This window comes from Erwinia sp. PPS120, from assembly GCF_047918655.1.
Taxonomy (GTDB): domain Bacteria; phylum Pseudomonadota; class Gammaproteobacteria; order Enterobacterales; family Enterobacteriaceae; genus Erwinia; species Erwinia tasmaniensis_A.
Genome location: NZ_JBLREF010000023.1, coordinates 1 through 17,569, shown reverse-complemented (window position 1 = coordinate 17,569; position 17,569 = coordinate 1). Strand labels below are relative to the sequence as shown.

General features: G+C 52.4%; 16 protein-coding genes and 1 tRNA gene. 9 read left to right on the top strand and 8 right to left on the bottom strand.

Annotated features, from left to right (window positions below; all coding sequences use genetic code 11):
- Positions 1 to 50: 50 nt before the first annotated feature.
- The 3 genes from ACLRGG_RS13590 (at position 51) to ACLRGG_RS13580 (ending at position 2,835) form a co-directional block, all read left to right on the top strand.
- Entirely contained in the window at positions 51 to 731 is a 681-nt protein-coding gene (locus ACLRGG_RS13590; RefSeq protein WP_416250275.1) for a response regulator transcription factor, read from the top strand.
- Positions 728 to 2,077 carry an ATP-binding protein gene (locus ACLRGG_RS13585; RefSeq protein ID WP_416250274.1) on the top strand — a complete coding sequence of 450 codons (1,350 nt, stop codon included), beginning with the start codon at positions 728 to 730 and terminating at the stop codon, positions 2,075 to 2,077. The genes ACLRGG_RS13590 and ACLRGG_RS13585 overlap by 4 nt, the downstream gene beginning before the upstream one ends.
- A 65-nt stretch (positions 2,078 to 2,142) precedes the next feature.
- Positions 2,143 to 2,835, top strand: coding sequence for a GntR family transcriptional regulator (locus ACLRGG_RS13580; RefSeq protein ID WP_416250273.1), 693 nt, complete (start codon positions 2,143 to 2,145; stop codon positions 2,833 to 2,835).
- A 72-nt stretch (positions 2,836 to 2,907) separates the two neighbouring features.
- On the opposite strand, the gene crr is transcribed toward ACLRGG_RS13580, so the two are convergent.
- The 5 genes from crr to cysZ form a co-directional block, all read right to left on the bottom strand.
- Positions 2,908 to 3,411: a PTS glucose transporter subunit IIA gene (crr, locus tag ACLRGG_RS13575; protein ID WP_416250272.1), complete on the bottom strand. Its 504-nt coding sequence runs from the start codon at positions 3,409 to 3,411 to the stop codon at positions 2,908 to 2,910.
- Between the two features lie 43 nt (positions 3,412 to 3,454).
- Positions 3,455 to 5,182, bottom strand: coding sequence for a phosphoenolpyruvate-protein phosphotransferase PtsI (gene ptsI / locus ACLRGG_RS13570; protein WP_416250271.1), 1,728 nt, complete (start codon positions 5,180 to 5,182; stop codon positions 3,455 to 3,457).
- 225 nt (positions 5,183 to 5,407) lie between these two features.
- A complete protein-coding gene (gene ptsH, locus ACLRGG_RS13565; RefSeq protein WP_416250270.1) occupies positions 5,408 to 5,665 on the bottom strand; it encodes a phosphocarrier protein Hpr in 258 nt (85 codons plus the stop codon).
- Positions 5,666 to 6,056: 391 nt separating this feature from the next.
- Positions 6,057 to 7,028 carry a cysteine synthase A gene (gene cysK / locus ACLRGG_RS13560; protein WP_416250269.1) on the bottom strand — a complete coding sequence of 324 codons (972 nt, stop codon included), beginning with the start codon at positions 7,026 to 7,028 and terminating at the stop codon, positions 6,057 to 6,059.
- A 131-nt stretch (positions 7,029 to 7,159) separates the two neighbouring features.
- Positions 7,160 to 7,918 (bottom strand): sulfate transporter CysZ, encoded by a 759-nt coding sequence (gene cysZ / locus ACLRGG_RS13555; protein ID WP_416250268.1) that lies wholly within the window; start codon positions 7,916 to 7,918, stop codon positions 7,160 to 7,162.
- A gap of 219 nt (positions 7,919 to 8,137) precedes the next feature.
- On the opposite strand from cysZ, the gene zipA reads away from it, so the two are divergent.
- The 4 genes from zipA (at position 8,138) to ACLRGG_RS13535 (ending at position 13,016) form a co-directional block, all read left to right on the top strand.
- Positions 8,138 to 9,124: a cell division protein ZipA gene (gene zipA / locus ACLRGG_RS13550; protein WP_416250267.1), complete on the top strand. Its 987-nt coding sequence runs from the start codon at positions 8,138 to 8,140 to the stop codon at positions 9,122 to 9,124.
- An 86-nt stretch (positions 9,125 to 9,210) separates the two neighbouring features.
- Positions 9,211 to 11,229 carry an NAD-dependent DNA ligase LigA gene (gene ligA / locus ACLRGG_RS13545; RefSeq protein WP_416250266.1) on the top strand — a complete coding sequence of 673 codons (2,019 nt, stop codon included), beginning with the start codon at positions 9,211 to 9,213 and terminating at the stop codon, positions 11,227 to 11,229.
- A gap of 1 nt (position 11,230) precedes the next feature.
- Entirely contained in the window at positions 11,231 to 11,443 is a 213-nt protein-coding gene (locus tag ACLRGG_RS13540; RefSeq protein ID WP_416250265.1) for a DUF3820 family protein, read from the top strand.
- Between the two features lie 103 nt (positions 11,444 to 11,546).
- On the top strand, positions 11,547 to 13,016 hold the full coding sequence (locus ACLRGG_RS13535; protein WP_416250264.1) for a PhoPQ-activated pathogenicity-related family protein: 1,470 nt from the start codon (positions 11,547 to 11,549) through the stop codon (positions 13,014 to 13,016).
- Between the two features lie 90 nt (positions 13,017 to 13,106).
- On the opposite strand, the gene ACLRGG_RS13530 is transcribed toward ACLRGG_RS13535, so the two are convergent.
- Positions 13,107 to 14,135, bottom strand: a complete 1,029-nt coding sequence (locus ACLRGG_RS13530; RefSeq protein ID WP_416250263.1) for a bile acid:sodium symporter family protein — start codon at positions 14,133 to 14,135, stop codon at positions 13,107 to 13,109.
- Positions 14,136 to 14,229: 94 nt separating this feature from the next.
- On the opposite strand from ACLRGG_RS13530, the gene ACLRGG_RS13525 reads away from it, so the two are divergent.
- Positions 14,230 to 15,150, top strand: coding sequence for a LysR family transcriptional regulator (locus ACLRGG_RS13525; protein WP_416250262.1), 921 nt, complete (start codon positions 14,230 to 14,232; stop codon positions 15,148 to 15,150).
- Here ACLRGG_RS13525 and ACLRGG_RS13520 read toward each other — a convergent pair.
- Positions 15,147 to 15,491 (bottom strand): FlxA-like family protein, encoded by a 345-nt coding sequence (locus ACLRGG_RS13520; protein ID WP_416250261.1) that lies wholly within the window; start codon positions 15,489 to 15,491, stop codon positions 15,147 to 15,149. The genes ACLRGG_RS13525 and ACLRGG_RS13520 overlap by 4 nt on opposite strands.
- A gap of 365 nt (positions 15,492 to 15,856) precedes the next feature.
- On the opposite strand from ACLRGG_RS13520, the gene ACLRGG_RS13515 reads away from it, so the two are divergent.
- Complete coding sequence (locus tag ACLRGG_RS13515; protein ID WP_416250260.1) at positions 15,857 to 17,392, top strand: M12 family metallo-peptidase; 1,536 nt, start codon at positions 15,857 to 15,859, stop codon at positions 17,390 to 17,392.
- A gap of 77 nt (positions 17,393 to 17,469) precedes the next feature.
- Here the strand turns inward: ACLRGG_RS13515 and ACLRGG_RS13510 are convergent.
- Positions 17,470 to 17,545: transfer RNA gene (locus tag ACLRGG_RS13510), tRNA-Lys, on the bottom strand.
- Positions 17,546 to 17,569 lie beyond the last annotated feature (24 nt).

Here is a 17,569-nt window from a genome sequence, read left to right as displayed (position 1 = left end):
TTGTTCCGATAACAGGTGAAAATAGCGGCTGAATCTATTAGAGAGTGCGCATGAAAATTTTACTGGTTGACGATGATCTCGAACTGGGCACGATGCTCAGTCAGTATCTGATTACAGAAGGATTTGATGCTTCACTGGTGTTAAACGGCAAGGCCGGAATTGAAGGGGCTATGTCGGGTGAATACAGCGCGATGATCCTCGATATTATGCTGCCGGATATGAGTGGTATCGACGTGCTTCGCCAGGTTCGTCAAAACTGCCGTCTGCCGGTCATTATGCTGACGGCGAAGGGTGACAATATCGATCGGGTGATCGGACTGGAAATGGGGGCAGACGACTATGTGCCTAAACCCTGCTACCCACGCGAACTGGTTGCCAGGCTGCGCGCCGTGCTGCGCCGGGTTGATGAGCAGCCCGTCATCGTCGAGAGCAAAGAGATGGCGGTCTGGAGTGACCTGACCCTTAATCCTGCCACGCGTATCAGCGAGTGGAAGCAGCAGCCGTTCGATCTGACCGCTTCGGAATTTAATCTGCTGGATCTGCTTATCCGCGCACCGGATCGTGTGGTATCTAAGGATGAGCTATCCGAAAAAGGGCTTGGCCGTCCTCGGGAAGCCTACGATCGCAGCGTAGATGTGCATATCAGCAATATTCGCCAGAAGCTCGCGGCCCTGACCCAGGATACGGTCACCATCGAGACCGTCCGCAGCATAGGCTATCGCATACGATGACGGCTGGATTTCGCGGGCTGCTTTTCTGGAAGATCCTGCTGGGGTTCTGGCTGACGTTTCTGCTGATGAGCCAGCTGCTATGGCTAAGTTTTTCACTGTACGGCAAGCATCATGAGCCACCAGAAAACCTGACCGCCAGGCGCATCGTAAACCTGCAAATGACTTCTGCTGTATCCGTGCTGCAGCGTGGGGGTATAGAAGCGCTCAACGATATGATGGCAGACTGGCCAGCCAGCGACCGGCGCTTCTTTTCAATTCAGATGATGGATAAGCCTCCTCAGGAGAAGTCGCGCAGGGATCTCAATCCTGATGTACTGAACGGTGAGTTTCCAAAAGAGGTCATCGAATGGGTAAGCGGGGCAGATGGCCGTCAGTATCAGCTGCGCTATGACGTGGAGGGACTGCGTAATGACAGCAATATGGGCGGGCCACCCAGACATTTTCTTAACGTTCCGGAACCGCTGCTGTTTATGGCGGGCTTTGGCGGCCTGTTATTCAGTCTTTTTCTGGCCTGGAACCTGACTCGCCCCATGCGTCAGCTGCGGAAAGGTTTTGATCGGGTATCCAAGGGCGATCTTTCGGTACGCCTGTTTCCGGCGATGCGCCGTCGTCACGATGAACTGTCTGCCGTGGCGCAGGATTTCGATTCAATGGTTGAGCGGTTATCCGTGCTGGTCAGCGCGCGTGAGGAGCTGCTGCACGATGTCTCCCATGAGCTTCGTTCACCTCTGGCGCGGCTGCAACTGGCTACCGGACTGGCCCGGCAGACGCCGGAATCAGTCGGGCAGTCGCTGGACAGAATTGATGAAGAAGCGCGGCGCCTGGATAAAATGATTGGCGAACTGCTGACGCTTTCCAGAGCCGAACATGAAAGTCTGCCGGATGAGCAGTACTTTGATCTGTTCGGATTATTAGAGGCGGTGGTCAACGATGCGCGCTATGAGGCGCAGATACCCGGCGTAGATATTTTGCTCTTCGCTGACAGGTCTGCTGACTACACCGTTAAGGGTGATGCCAAGCTGATCCGCTCAGCGCTGGAGAATGTCATCCGCAACGCGCTACGTTTTTCTCTTCAGGGACAACAGGTCAGCGTGACCCTGCGGCAGGAAAACGACTGGCTGTCGGTGAACGTGAGCGACCAGGGGCCAGGCGTCGATGCCGATAAACTTTCAAGCATCTTTGATCCTTTTGTGCGGGTTAATACGCCCCTCTCCGGCAAGGGTTACGGGCTGGGACTTTCCATTGTACGCAAGGTGGTACTGGCTCATCAGGGGGAGGTAAGTGCGGTGAACGGCAGAAATGGCGGCCTGGAATTGACCATCAAACTGCCGCACTGGGTAGTGTAGCCTCTTGGTACGGTGGTATCATCGGCAGAGGCAATCGTTTGCACATCACTTCAAATGAGGTAGGGATGAGTAAAGCAGCTCCCAGTAAGCAGCAGGAAGTTCAGCGTATCGTTGAGGTATTGTCACAGGCCATTGCTCAGCACAGGCTAAAGCCGGGTACCCGGTTGGTAGAGACGCAAATCGTGGAGGCGCTGGACGCCAATCGCAATCACGTTCAGTCGGCGCTGCAGCGGATGGCGCTTCAGCATATTGTGACTATCGAGCCTAACCGCGGCGCGCGAGTCGCGCAGCCTGAAGTAAGGGAAGCACAGGAGGTCTTCATCGCACGACGCGCAATCGAAAGCGCCATTATCAGCTGCGTTACGCAGGAAAAAATTCACGCCTGGCGTCACAAACTCGAACAGCAGCATCAAATGGAGCGTGACGTAATCAATCGTCGCGATCGGCAGGGTATTATTCGCGAACTGAGTGAATTTCATCTGCTGCTGGCGGAGATTAGTGATAATCGGGTGCTACGAGAGATACTGGCCAATCTGATGGTACGCAGTTCGCTTATTGTGTCGCTCTATCACCGTCATGATATCTCTGATTGTAAGTGCAACGAGCACAGCGACATCATTGAGGCGTTGAAAACAGGCGATATCCGGCTTGCTCAGACACTGATGGAACAGCATCTGAATGTTATTGAGCGGCAGCTTGATCTCACGACTTCTCCTGAGGTATTTGATTTGCGGCAGGTATTGCGGATAAGCGCCTGATCGCGCTTGAGACGAAAAGAGGCAAAAAAAAGCCCCCTGATCGCTCAGAGGGCTTTGCTTTTAGGGGGCTAATTATTTTCTGATGCGGATAACCGGGGTTTCACCCACGACAACGTTGCCTGTCAGTTTAACCAGCTCTTTGATCTCATCCATATTAGATATGACCACCGGCGTTAGCGTTGATTTCGCTTTTTCTTCCAGAAGCGCCAGGTCAAACTCGATGACGACGTCACCTTTCTTAACCTTCTGCCCTTCTTCAGCGATACGCTTAAAGCCTTCACCCTTCAGTTCAACCGTATCAATTCCGAAATGAACGAACAGCTCGATGCCGTTGTCGGATTCAATGGAAAATGCATGATTGGTTTCGAAAATCTTGCCGATGGTACCATCAACCGGCGCAACCATTTTATTGCCAGTCGGTTTGATAGCGATGCCGTCGCCAACAATTTTTTCTGCGAACACCACGTCCGGTACGTCTTCGATATTGACGATCTCTCCTGACAGCGGTGCAACGATCTCAATGGCTCCAGTTGAGGTATCTGACTTATCGCCAAAAAGCTTTGAAAACAAACCCATGATTTTCTCCTAAGCAGTAATATTGGGCCAGCGTCACGAGGTCTCAGCAGAGTGTTTTTTCTTCAATGAACTTATTGACCAGGTTCATCAACTCGTCCGCTGTAGGTTGAGCCATTGCCTGCTCTGCTAATGCCTTCGCATCCTCATAATTCGTGTTACGAATAATTTTCTTGATGCGTGGGATAGAAATGGCACTCATGCTGAACTCGTCCAGCCCCATTCCCAATAACAGTAGTGTAGCACGTTCATCGCCTGCCAGCTCGCCACACATACCTGTCCATTTACCTTCAGCATGAGATGCATCAATAACTTGCTTAATAAGCGTCAGCACCGAAGGGGACATAGGGTTATACAGATGGGAGATTAATTCATTGCCACGATCGACCGCCAGTGTGTACTGAGTCAGGTCGTTAGTACCGATACTGAAGAAATCCACTTCTTTTGCCAGATGATGGGCAATCGCGGCGGAGGCCGGGGTCTCAACCATGATGCCCATCTCAATGCTTTCATCAAAAGCCTTGCCTTCTTCGCGCAGCTGGCTTTTCAGGGTCTCAAGTTCCCCCTTCAGGATGCGCACTTCCTCAACGGAGATCACCATCGGGAACATAATGCGCAGCTTACCGAAAGCAGAGGCGCGCAGAATGGCACGGAGCTGAGCATGCAGAATTTCCGGACGATCCATCGCGATGCGGATTGCACGCCAGCCGAGGAAGGGGTTATCCTCTTTTGGCAGGTTCATATAGGGCAGGTCTTTATCACCGCCGATGTCCATCGTACGAACAATCACCGCCTGTGAGCCCATCGCCTCTGCAACAGCTTTATAGGCCTGGAACTGCTCTTCTTCGGTGGGCAGTGATTCACGGTCCATAAACAGAAACTCGGTGCGATAAAGGCCAACGCCTTCTGCCCCGTTGCGTTCTGCACCCGCAACGTCGCGCACGGTACCGATGTTGGCACAGACTTCAACCTGATGCCCATCCAGCGTAATGGCTGGCAGATCTTTAAGCTTGGCGAGATCGTTCTTTTCGGTAACGTACTGAGTCTGGATCGCTTTCAGTTCGTCAATTTTTTCCGAAGTCGGGTTAATGTAAATACTGTTATTTACCCCGTCGAGGATCAGGAAGTCGCCATTTTTAACCTGGCTGGTCACGTTTCCGGTGCCCACGATAGCCGGCAGCTCAAGCGAGCGCGCCATGATCGAAGTATGGGAAGTGCGCCCTCCAAGATCGGTGATAAAGCCCAGGACTTTGTCCAGGTTGAGCTGAGCCGTTTCTGACGGCGTCAGATCTTTAGCGACCAGCAGAACCTCTTCCGCAATGGCGCTCAGGTCAACGATATGCAGCCCAAGGATGTTCTGTAACAGGCGCTTACCAATATCACGCACATCCGCCGCACGCTCTTTCAGGTATTCGTCGTCCAGCTCCTCCAGCGCTTTCGCCTGGCCTTCAATCACAGAGAACGCGGCCGCGTCAGCAGAAGCCAGATCGTCTTTAATCAGGGCTATGATTTCCTGCTCCAGCTCTTCATCTTCCAGCAGCATAATATGCCCTTCGAAGATGGCTTCCTTCTCTTCACCGAAGGTTTCTCCGGCTTTGATTTTGATCGCTTCCAGCTGCGTTGAAGCCTTTTTACGACCATCGAGAAAGCGCTGAACTTCCTGACCGACCTGGTCGGCAGAAATCTTTTTCCGGTTGATAACTATCTCATCTTCTTTCAGCAGAAGAGCCTTACCAAAAGCGATACCCGGTGATGCTAAAATTCCTGAAATCATAACCCTACCTTTTTTTATAACTGATAATCACCTGAGGCGATTAATCCTGGACTGTCGGCTGATCTACTCAGCGAGCCGGGCGCATCAGGCTTTCTGCAATTTGATCATTGCCTTCGGCTGGCCCGCAAAGGAGTTTACGAAAGCGACAACGCGGACAGGCTGTCCGCGATCAATATGTTTGCATTAATTTCACCTGATAAGGCGGTGAGCAGACAGTCAGGGAGTTTACTCGAGCTCGGCCATCAGCTTAACCAGATGCTCCACCGCTTTCTGCTCGTCTTCACCTTCCGCAGACAGCGTGACAACGGTGCCCTGAGTCAGACCCAGCGTTTGCAGCTTAAACAGGCTTTTTGCGCTGGCTGATTTGCCGTTAGACGTGACGGTAATTTCTGAGGTGAACGCTTTCGCTTCTTTCACAAACTGCGCAGCAGGGCGGGTATGCAGGCCGTTCGGTGCGGTAATAGTAACTTCTTGCTGAAACATTATTTTTCCCCAACTTATTTAGTTTGATGTTGTTGAACTAAAGTCTAGTCCGAGACCGGGACTTTAGCCTGGATGTGTCGCGCTGGCCTGCGTTCGATAACGCGCCAAAAACTGCGCGGATCAGGCCGGAAACGGCGGCGTGCAGTCAGTGATTCACGCCTCGCTTTCCTCTGACCCATTATGCCGCTATTTGCGCTGCCGCGCCAAACCAGTAAATCGATTCAGCTTGATCCAGTTCAAAGGGTGATTAATTTCACGGGCCGAATTAATTGGTTGCTTAGATAACAGACACTGGCAGGTAATTGCAATCTGCATCCAGGTAAAACTTTGACACAGCCCACAAAAAAGCACCCATTTGGGTGCTTTTTTACTCAATTCAGCGCAAATGGCATTACTGCTGCAATTCTTTCTCAGTAAAAAGGTCGGCAAAAAGTGCCGTACTCAGGTAGCGCTCACCGGAGGAGGGCAGGATCACGACAATATTTTTATTCGCAAATGCCTCCTCCTGCTGAAGCTTCAGCGCGGCCGCCACGGCAGCACCGGATGAGATACCGGCAAGAATACCTTCTTCTTCCATCAGACGACGGGCCGTTGAAATGGACTCTTCATTAGAAATAGCCACCACGCGATCAATCAAATTCAGATCGAGATTGCCCGGAATGAAACCGGCGCCAATCCCCTGGATTTTGTGAGGGCCGGGCTTAATCTCTTCACCCGCCAGCGCCTGGGCGATAACCGGAGAATCGACAGGCTCCACCGCGATCGTTATCAGATCTTTTTTACCCTTAGTGTTCTTAATATAGCGACTCACGCCGGTCAGCGTGCCGCCGGTGCCAACGCCGGCAATAAAGACGTCGACCTCACCATCGGTATCATCCCATATTTCAGGGCCGGTGGTTTTCTCATGAATTTCCGGATTAGCCGGGTTGCTGAACTGCTGAAGCAGGACAAATTTATCCGGCTCGTTGGCAACGATCTCCTCGGCTTTGGAGATTGCGCCTTTCATTCCTTTAGCGCCTTCGGTCAGGATCAGCCTCGCACCCAGCGCTTTCAGCAGTTTGCGGCGCTCCACGCTCATGGTTTCAGGCATGGTCAGCGTGAGCTTATAGCCACGCGCGGCAGCCACGTAGGCCAGCGCAATACCGGTGTTACCGCTGGTTGGCTCAACCAGTTCAATACCGGGTTTAAGAATACCGCGCTTTTCGGCGTCCCAAATCATACTGGCACCGATACGGCATTTAACGCTGAAGCTGGGGTTGCGCGACTCAACTTTTGCCAGAATGCGGCCGTTACCGATGCGGTTCAGTCGTACCAGCGGCGTATGACCGATTGTTAACGAGTTGTCTTCATAAATCTTACTCATAGCCCGTCCTTACTGTATGAAATTTTGGGAATGCTAAGAGCATACCCCGTTCAATTTCTCAAGGAAGTGAAGAAATCGTATATATATATGTTATGCAGCAATAAGGATTAATGAAATGGCATAAGCGGCGTCTACTGCCGGCTGTACTGTCCACGGTAGCGATCCACCCACATCGCCGTTGCCCCACAAACGGCTACTGGCATAATCGCCAAATTCAAAATGGGCACCAGCGTAAAGAGGCTGACCAGAGCACCAAACTGCATATTGTCGGTTTTGTGCTGTTTTAGCGCCTGACGCATTTGCTGGAAGCTGACCTTATGATTATCGAATGGGTAATCGCAGTATTGGATAGATAGCATCCAGGCGCTGAAGAGAAACCACAACAACGGTGCTACCGTCTGGCCAAATCCCGGAATAACGTGGAGCAGCAACAGCCCAAGGGCGCGCGGAAGATACCAGACGAACTTTTGCCATTCGCGCTTCATAATGCGCGGTAAATCCCGGACCAGCGCGGCCCAGCCGCTATCGGGCAGCGGTTTGCCGGTCAGCCTTGCCTCAAGCTGTTCAGCCAGCAGGCCGCAGAACGGGGCGGCTATCCAGTTGGCGACCGTTGAGAAAAAATAGCTGAACACCAGCACAATCGAAATCACGCATAGTGGCCATAGCAGATAGCTCAGCCACTGTAGCCAGCCAGGTATGAGCGTCATCAGCGCGGGAACCCATTTGCCGAGCTGCCAGAACAGCCAGATAAACGCGCCCCCCATCAGCACAATATTGAGCAGCAGTGGGACAATGACGAAGCGGCGAATACCGGGCAGACGAACCAGCCTCCACCCTTCGGAAAAATAGTGAATGCCCTGCGAGCGAGCGGGGGAGTGATGTGGGTTCATAGGCTGCTTTTCTCCTTTATGCGGCTATGCGGCGCTATCATAACGCGATCATTTATGCAGGCCGAGAGGCTTTTGCATGAAAAAGCAGCAAAAAACCGTGTCGATGCACGCTTATTTGTCAGAAAATACTGCATGGACTTGCACTTGTTACCCAGGGCAAATACAGTTAGAGGATAAAGTTTGCCGCGGTGGCAAGGTATTGGAACAACAGAGAATACAATGATGCAGGATTTGCGTCTGATATTAATCGTTGTTGGCGCGATCGCCATAATAGCGCTCTTACTTCATGGCCTCTGGACCAGCCGTAAAGAGCGCTCATCCGTTTTTCGCGATCGCCCGCACAAGCGTTTAAAACAGGATAAAGAAGAGTCTTTTGACAACGTTGATGATGGCGTGGGGGAAGTGCGGGTACAGCGCTCACGCTCGCGCGGAGATGACGAGGTTGAGCCACCATTCGATGCCCGCAGCGTTGATGAAGCGCCATCGCGGCCGTTAAAGACTCGCGCACCCGCAGAGCCTGTACGGCATCAGCCGCTGGCTGATACGCAGCCGGAGCTGGATCCCCTGTTTAGCGGTGAGCTTCCTCATGCGCCTGAACCGGAGGAACCTGAATTCGTGGCCGAACCCGTTCAGCGTCCTCAGCCTGTGCGCCCACAAACTCCGCCGGTTAAGACCGTGGCCGTGCCGCCAGAGCCCGTTGAACCGACTTTCGCTCCGGCCATTGAAGAAGAGAGTAAACCCAGTGCGCCGGTTGAAAAACCTGAGCCTCAACGTCAGGAGCGCGCAAAAGAGACCGTGCTGGTGCTGCACGTCGGTGCACATGCAGGCGGTGTGTTAAACGGAGAGGCGCTGCTGCAAGGGGTCCTGCAGGCGGGCTTCCAGTTTGGTGAAATGAACATATTCCATCGCCATCTCAGCCCGGCAGGCAGTGGGCCAGTGCTCTTTAGTCTGGCAAATATGGTTAAGCCCGGCTCCTTCAATCCGGATGAGATGTCTGACTTCTCCACGCCCGGCATTTCAATTTTTATGATGGTGCCCTCTTACGGCGATGCCAATCAGAACTTCAAGCTGATGCTTCAGTCCGCACAGCGTATTGCCGACGACGTTGGCGGCGTGGTTCTGGATGATGAGCGTCGCATGATGACGCCGCAAAAGCTGGAAACTTATAAAAACCGTATTCGTGATGTGATTGAGGCTAACGCCTGAACCGCAAACGGATCGGGCTGATACCCTGAATTTACGTTTGACAAGACCCCCGCCTGCCGGGGGTTTTTTATCGTTATGGTGCCGCTATGCAACCCGTTCAAGACCAAATTATCGCGCTTCAAACTACGCTCCGCCATCATGAATACCAGTATCATGTTCTGGATGCGCCGGAGGTGCCTGACGCAGAGTACGATCGTCTGATGCAGGAGCTAAAGGCACTGGAAGCGGCGCATCCTGAGCTGATTACCCCGGATTCGCCGACGCAGCGCGTGGGGGCTGCACCGCTTAGCGCATTTGGACAGATACGGCATGAAGTGCCGATGCTGTCGCTGGATAATGCGTTTGATGATGAGAGCTATCTCGCCTTTAACAAGCGGGTACAGGATCGGCTGAAAAATAGCGGTAACATTACCTTCTGTTGTGAACTGAAGCTGGACGGTCTTGCCGTCAGCCTGCTATACGAAAATGGCCTGCTGGTGCGGGCGGCAACGCGCGGTGACGGCACTACCGGTGAAGACATTACCGCCAACGTGCGCACAATACGTGCCATCCCCCTGCGTTTGAGGGGGGACAACATTCCTGCGCGTATCGAAGTGCGGGGTGAGGTCTTTATGCCGCAGGCGGGATTTGAGGCGATGAATGAGGAAGCGCGCCGCAAAGAGAGCAAGGTATTCGCCAATCCGCGCAATGCTGCGGCAGGCTCGCTGCGTCAGCTTGACCCCCGCATTACAGCCAGACGCCCCCTGACGTTTTTCTGCTACGGTTTCGGCCTGCTGGAAGGCGGTGATATGCCGCGTACGCATCACGCCCGACTCCAGCAGCTTAAAGCCTGGGGGGTGCCAGTGAGCGATCGTATCCGGCTGTGCCACACGCCGGAAGAGGTGCTGGCGTTTTATCATCAGGTGGAAGCGGAGCGCGGGACGCTCGGTTTTGACATTGATGGCGTGGTCATCAAAGTGGATTCTCAGGAACTGCAGGAACAGCTTGGCTATGTCGCCCGCGCGCCGCGCTGGGCGATTGCGTTTAAGTTCCCGGCGCAGGAACAGCTGACCTGGGTGCGGGACGTAGAGTTTCAGGTGGGGCGTACCGGCGCGATTACGCCGGTCGCCCGACTGGAGCCGGTGCAGGTGGCGGGGGTGATGGTCAGCAATGCCACGCTGCACAATGCCGATGAAATTGAGCGTCTGGGGCTGCGTATTGGCGATCGGGTTATTATCCGCCGCGCCGGAGATGTGATCCCCCAGGTTGTGGGCGTGGTAGAGGCGGATCGCCCGGATGATGCCCGTGCGATAGCGTTCCCAGGCCACTGCCCGGTTTGTGGCTCAGACGTTGAGCGGGTAGAAGGAGAAGTGGTTGCACGCTGTACCGGTGGCCTGATCTGTGGCGCGCAGCGTAAAGGCGCACTGAAGCACTTTGTTTCACGCCGGGCGATGGATATTGATGGTCTGGGCGACAAACTTATCGACCAGCTGGTGGAGAAACAGTATGTCGAAACGCCCGCCGATTTATTCAGCCTGACAGCCGGTAAGCTGACGGGCCTGGATCGTATGGGACCAAAATCGGCACAAAACCTGGTCAGCTCGCTGGAAAAAGCGAAACAGACCACGCTGGCGCGTTTCCTCTATTCGCTGGGAATTACCGAAGTGGGCGAAGCGACCGCCGCCAACCTGGCCGCACATTTTGGTACGCTTGACCGCATTATCAATGCCTCCCTGGAGGCGCTAATCGACGTGCAGGACGTCGGCACCGTTGTTGCCAGCCACGTGCGAAACTTTATGGATGAAGAGAGTAACCGGGAAGTGATTCGTCAGCTGACAGAGGTGGCAGGCGTCACCTGGCCAGCAGTTGAGGTGGTTAATAAAGACGAAATTGACAGCCCCTTCGCCGGAAAAACCGTGGTGCTGACGGGTTCTCTGACCATTCTGTCTCGCGATGAGGCAAAAGATCGCCTGGCTGCGCTGGGCGCTAAGGTCAGCGGCAGCGTGTCGAAGAAAACGGATCTGGTTATCGTCGGTGAAGCGGCAGGCTCTAAGCTGGTGAAGGCGCAGGCGCTGGATATTAAGATTATCGACGAGGCTGAGCTTATTCGCCTGCTGGATAACTGAGATGGAAAAAGAGCAGCTGATTGACATTGCCAACACAGAAATGCCCTTTGGTAAATACAAAGGGCGGCGACTTATCGATCTGCCGGAGCCTTATCTGCTATGGTTCGCCCGTAAGGGCGAATTTCCTGAGGGAAGACTGGGCGAGCTGATGCAGCTGACGCTGGCCATTAAAATAGAGGGGCTTGAGGGGCTTATTACGCCGCTGCGTCACTAATGCTTAAATATGCCTTTAACATTATTAATTAATTTGTACCATTAAAAATTATGATTCATATTAACACTCAGCTCAGGACAATAGTGGGCGAGGAGGTAATGTGATGAAAATAAAATATGGAACAGCCTTACTGCTGTTTATCACTATTAGTTCAGCGGCTGAAGCGAGCAGGCACAACGACCGCTGCTTCAGTGACAGGCGAGACTTTAGTGATGTACTACCCTGTTATATTAAACGTATTACCGAGTTTCGGCCGAAATACAGCAGGGTAAGCGATGAACAGGTGGCGGGGATTGATATTTTACATTATCGCATGAATTCGCAGTCATGGTCGCCTGCTGGTCTGGTACAGCCTGAAAAGTGGCAGCATAATGTGGATATTTATATCCCTCCCAGAGCTAAAAGTGGGAAGGCAGTTATATTTGTTAATAATGGCACTAGTAATAATATCGACAATAAGCCGCCCGTTGCACCCAGCGATATGACACCCGCCCAGCTGATGGCACTGGCTCAGGCAACGCGCACCATTATTCTCTCTCTGAGTGATGTCCCCAATCAGTATCAGACCTGGCGTGACGATAATAAAACACGGGCGGAGGATGACAGCGTGGCCCACAGCTGGTCTTTATTTATGCAAAACCCAACGGAGCGATCGCTTTTACCGCTTCATATCCCTATGGCCGCCAGCGTATCTCAGGCGATGTCACTGGCAGAAAGGGAGCTAAGGGAGTGGAGAATTTCAGAGTTCATCGTCACCGGGCTTTCCAAACGTGGCTGGAGCAGCTGGCTCGCTGCCATTGCCGATCCGCGGGTCGAGGCAATCGCGCCCTTTGTGATGGACATGTTGGGTACCGGGCAGGCACTCAGGCACATGTATCGGGTCTACGGTCACAACTGGCCAGTAGCGTTCTCGCCTTATTATCAGGAGGGGATTGACACCAGCATTAATATGCCGAATTTCAGCATGCTGTTGAAGATACAGGATCCGCTTGAATATCAGTTTTCGGCCTATAAAAAACGGCTGGCCATTAAAAAATACATTATTAATGCCAGCGGTGACGATTTCTACGTGCCTGATAATTCCCGCTACTATTATCACCAACTACCGGGTATGAAGTCTCTCAGGGTCGTGCCCAATAGCGACCATGCCGGTATCCGCCGGTTTACCGAACAGTCACTGATCCCCTTTATCAACCGTATTCAGAGCGGCAAGCCCTTACCCAAAATCCATACGTCGTTAAAAAAAGGGCTGCTGGATATTAAGTTTACGGAACATCCTAAAAAGTTAACCCTGTGGCGGGCCTATAATGCTGACGCTCGCGACTTCCGTCTGGCGTGCGGCGTTCACTATGAGTCCTCTGGTCTGCCGATAAAAAGTAATATAACGCTGACGCTGGTGAAGCCGGATAAAGGCTGGCAGGCCGCTTACGTTGAAGCGATATTCAGGGATGGCTATGTAGCGACTACGGAAGTCTATGTTACGCCGGATGAAAGCTATCCTGATGCTGCGCCCCTGGATAAGGGCGGTGCCTGCCAGACGTTGCCAGGTCGCGGGCTGAGCCGGGCACAGTAAAAACGAAGGGCGGAAAACAGGAAGGTGTCGCTTTGACGCCAGCGGAGGCAAGCCGGTAAACGCTTTTCCTCCGCTGTACTCTTACTGTGGCTATTTTTGCGATGGCACCACACCTGAAGGCGCTTTTTCATTCTGCGCCTGCTGCTCCTGCGCCAGTTTTTCTCCGGCCTTCTTATAGCGCTGTGCCAGCAGTGAACAGACCATCAGCTGCACCTGATGGAAGATCATCAGCGGCAGCACGATAATCCCCACTGATGCCGATGGGAACAGGATATTGGCCATAGGGACACCGTTTGCGAGGCTTTTTTTCGAGCCGCAGAACAGAATGGTAATCTCATCCGGGCGGTTGAATCCGAAAATCCTGGCCACCAGCAGGTTGATCAGTAACACCACAAACAGGATCCCAAGGCTGCCCGCCACGATATACAGAAGGGTGCTGACGCCGACGCGGTGCCAGATACCATTTACGACGGCTTCACTAAAGGCGGAATAGACAACCAGCAGAATGGAGGCCTGGTCAGTCTTGCCAATCAGCCCACGGTGCTTTTCCACCCATCCGGCAATCCAGCGTCGTGACAGATGACCGACTAAAAAGGGTACCAGCAGCTGCAGCATAATCTTACCTATCTGCTCCAGGTTACCACTGGCGGCATCGTTATGGACGTCCATCACCAGGCTGACCAGCAGCGGGGAGATAAACACGCCCAGCAGGCTGGAGGCTGAGGCGCTACACACAGCTGCCGCCACGTTACCCCCTGCCAGTGAAGTCAGGGCAATAGCCGACTGAACGGTTGCGGGCAGGATGCATAAATAGAGGAAACCGGTGTAAATCTCTGCGCTGACCGGCAGGGGATGCCACCAGACAAACAGCAGCCCAAGCAGGGGAAAGAGCACGAAGGTGCTGCACATCACCCAGAGATGAAGCCGCCAGTGACCGCCGCCCGCGATAATTTTCTCCCGCGACAGTTTGGCGCCATGCATAAAGAAGAGCAGGGCGATAGCCGCCGTCGTCAGCCATTCAAATATATCGACGAAATGACCGCGAGCAGGGATAAACGTCGCCAGCAGCACGGTAATAATCAATTTTAACATCAGTGGATCAATGCGGAAGAGTCCCATTGTTAATGCCTGGTTAAAAAACAATGTGGCTATTGTGCGCCGGACGGGTTTAGAAATAAAATTGATTTATTGAATCCATATATGAATAAAACAGATGAATTATACGCTTCGTCAGCTGCGGGTATTTGTCGCCGTCGCACAGCAGGGCAGCTTTAGCCAGGCGGGTCAACAGATTGGTCTGAGCCAGTCGGCGGTCAGTCACAGCATCAAGGAGCTGGAGGGGGAAATGGGGATTCGCCTGCTGGACCGCACCACCCGGGAAGTGATGCTGACCGAGGCGGGCGAACAGCTTGCCAGTCGGCTCGAACGTTTGCTGGAAGAGCTGAATACCACGCTGCTGGATGTTCGCAGCTATGGGCAGCAGCGCAGCGGTACGGTTAGAGTGGCGGCCAGCCAGACGATATCGGCCCATTTAATGCCTCAGTGCCTGGCGGCCAGCCAGCAAAATTATCCTGACATCAGAATAATGCTGCGTGACCGGCCTCAGCAGTGGGTGCTGCAAAGCGTGCGTAATGCGGAAGTCGATTTCGGCATCGTCATTGGCCCCTTAACGGTTGAAGATTTCACCTGTGAACCAATCCTTGATGAGCCTTTTCTCCTGCTTTGCCGTCAGGACGACCCGCTGGCCGCAGAGCAAATCATCAGCTGGAAAATGCTGAACGACCGGGCGCTGGTGCTTCAGGATTATACCTCTGGCAGTCGGGTACTGATCGATGAAGCGTTGCGCGCACAGCAGGTGAGGGCGGAGATTGTGCAGGAGATCGGTCATCCGGCTACGCTCTATCCGATGGTCGAGGCGGGGATAGGTATCAGCATTTTGCCCGCCCTTGCGCTACCGTTGCCGCGGGGCAGACCGCTACTTGTCAGGCGAATGGTACCGGAAATCAACAGGACGATTATGCTGGTACGACGTAAAAACCGCTCGCTTACACCGGCAGCAGAAGCTATCTGGCAGGAAGTGCGTCAGCAGGCAATCCTGCTGACGCAGCAACGCCGCATCATGCCGGCGTTTTAGACGTAAACATTAATTGAGTTAGTTGCGGTGGGGCGGTTGATACCATCGGCTACGTTGGTGGCGGCCGTCTCTTTTTTCGCTTCCTGCTTTTCCTGAGCTTTCTGCGCCTGCTGCTGCTCAATCTGGGCGATTTGAGATTCAATCATCTGAATCTGGCTCTGAATAAGCTGTTCCTGCTCTGACTTTTGCTCGGTCGTGAGCGAATCGTCAGTGCCCAGACTCTTCAGCTGATTTTCCAGCTGAGTAATCTGCTTGGTCAGCGTGGCAATCTGGGAGGTTGAACCGCCGCCCGAGCTTGCCGATCCAATTGAACTTGTGCTGCTACCACTGATAGTTGTCATCGTATTCTCCTTTGTAATAGACCAGTACGGTTATCGGAGGGTAAGCGGAGATACTTGATAAGAGAATTCGTAAAAAATTCGCTAAAAATTCGAAAAGGCGCACAGGAAGGGCTCAAAACCCGGTGGCGTGCAGGGTGAGAGAGACGATAAACGCCGCGCCTGGGTAGTAGAAAAAATATGAGGTAAGAGTGTAGGTGTAAATAATATATTTACTGTTTTTAGAGGGTAATAATAATTAATTTATCAATAAAAAATAATTAAGATTATCTCTGAGTGAATTTGCTATCCCTCCACTTTTTGCCAAAATAAGAAAACGGGGCCTATCAGGCGACTGACTTCTTTTTATTTCAGACAGGTAAACTATAATGCCAAAAAAATGGGCGATCGGAACGTTTATATTTAGTATCTTTTATATCGCAATATGTCTGGTTACGCTGGCACATGCTGCATCTCCTGTTATTTATCATCTGCAAAACCCAGACGTGAAGGGTAGCGTTAATCAATCAAATAAAACATTTATTTCAGATATTACTGCAACTCGTTCCACTCGTGAATTACGTTTAGCAAGTGTTGACTATGCCTTATTAAATCCCGATGCCGTCAGACTGACGTTGCTGACTACGGCAGGTGATATCGTTGAATATAAGCGTTGGTCCTCCACTGTTAACAACGATGGGAGTTATACCTGGACGGGGACAGCAGCAAAGCCTGCTTCAACAGATCCGATATCGGTAAGAGGCGAAACGGGGAAAGGGGCGATTATCGATCCTGAAAATGTGGCAACGCTGGTATTTAAACATAATACGCTGGCGGGAACGTTCAGAACCCTCGGGCAGCTTTATCAAATCTTCCCGCTCAGAGGTAGTACCGGGCAGGTTGCTATCGTCAGGGTTGATGAAGCTAAAGTTTTGGAAGATAGCAACGATGAATCCTTGCCTGTTTTTTCGGGCAGCAAAGCGGCTATTGTCTGCCCGGATAATCCAGGACAATTTATTGATCCGGTTAAAGAGCAAAGTACGATCAGAGTGGCATTAGTGACGACCAATCAGTCCCGAGCTGTCATGGCTTCACTGGACATCGACACTATCGCATCGGTCGCCTTTACAGAGGCGAATCAGGGCGCGAAAAACAGTGATGTTAAAATAACCTTTGAAAACGCGGGCATATTGGATGCGACATATGATGAAACGGGGAGTTATTCCAGTATGCGCACGCAAATGCTGGTCAGCTCGGGTTCCGCGCTGAGTAAAGAGATTGATGCCTTCAGGGATAAAACCGGTGCCGATCTGGTAATGATGGTGGTGAAAGATACCTCGGGTGTAGGGAATGGAACGATAGATGCCACCAGGGCAAATGCTGCGTCGGTTATCCGATATTCGTCTCTGACGGGCACCTATACTTTTGCTCATGAAATGGGGCACAACATAGGGGCCAGCCACGATCTGTATCAAAGCGGGGGAGCGCCAACGCGTGAGCCCTGTTACCGGCATGGATTTAAATATGAAGGGGAAGCGAATAAGGCTAAGTGGCGTACTATTATGTCCTATAATTGTCAGACCGGGAACTGTACGCGCCTGAATTATTTTTCTAATCCGCGCATCACCTACAATGGTGTTCCCATGGGGAGTGCCAAATATGAGGATAATGCCCGTCGGCTAAATGAACGCCGCGAAACGGTTGCAAACTTTTATACCACTTCTCCCGATCCCGTTCCCAATCCTTCAGGTAACTGTCCGGGCTACACTGAGTGGGAGAGTAAAAAAATCTACAGTGTTTATGGCGAAGAGGTTTCATATAAAGAGAAAATTTACAGGCAGAACTTCTACTCGGTGGCTATGCCGCCGGATATTAACTCTGCGCCGTACGGCAAGCCATGGGTTTATCTCTCTGACTGTCAGTGAAAGTAATGATGCCGCAGGGGCAAATACTGAGCACATGCAGAAAAGCAAAAAGGCGCCTTTAGGGCGCCTTTTGACATTGGTGGGTCGTGCAGGATTCGAACCTGCGACCAATTGATTAAAAGTCAACTGCTCTACCAACTGAGCTAACGACCCGAAGTGGTGGGTGATGACGGGCTC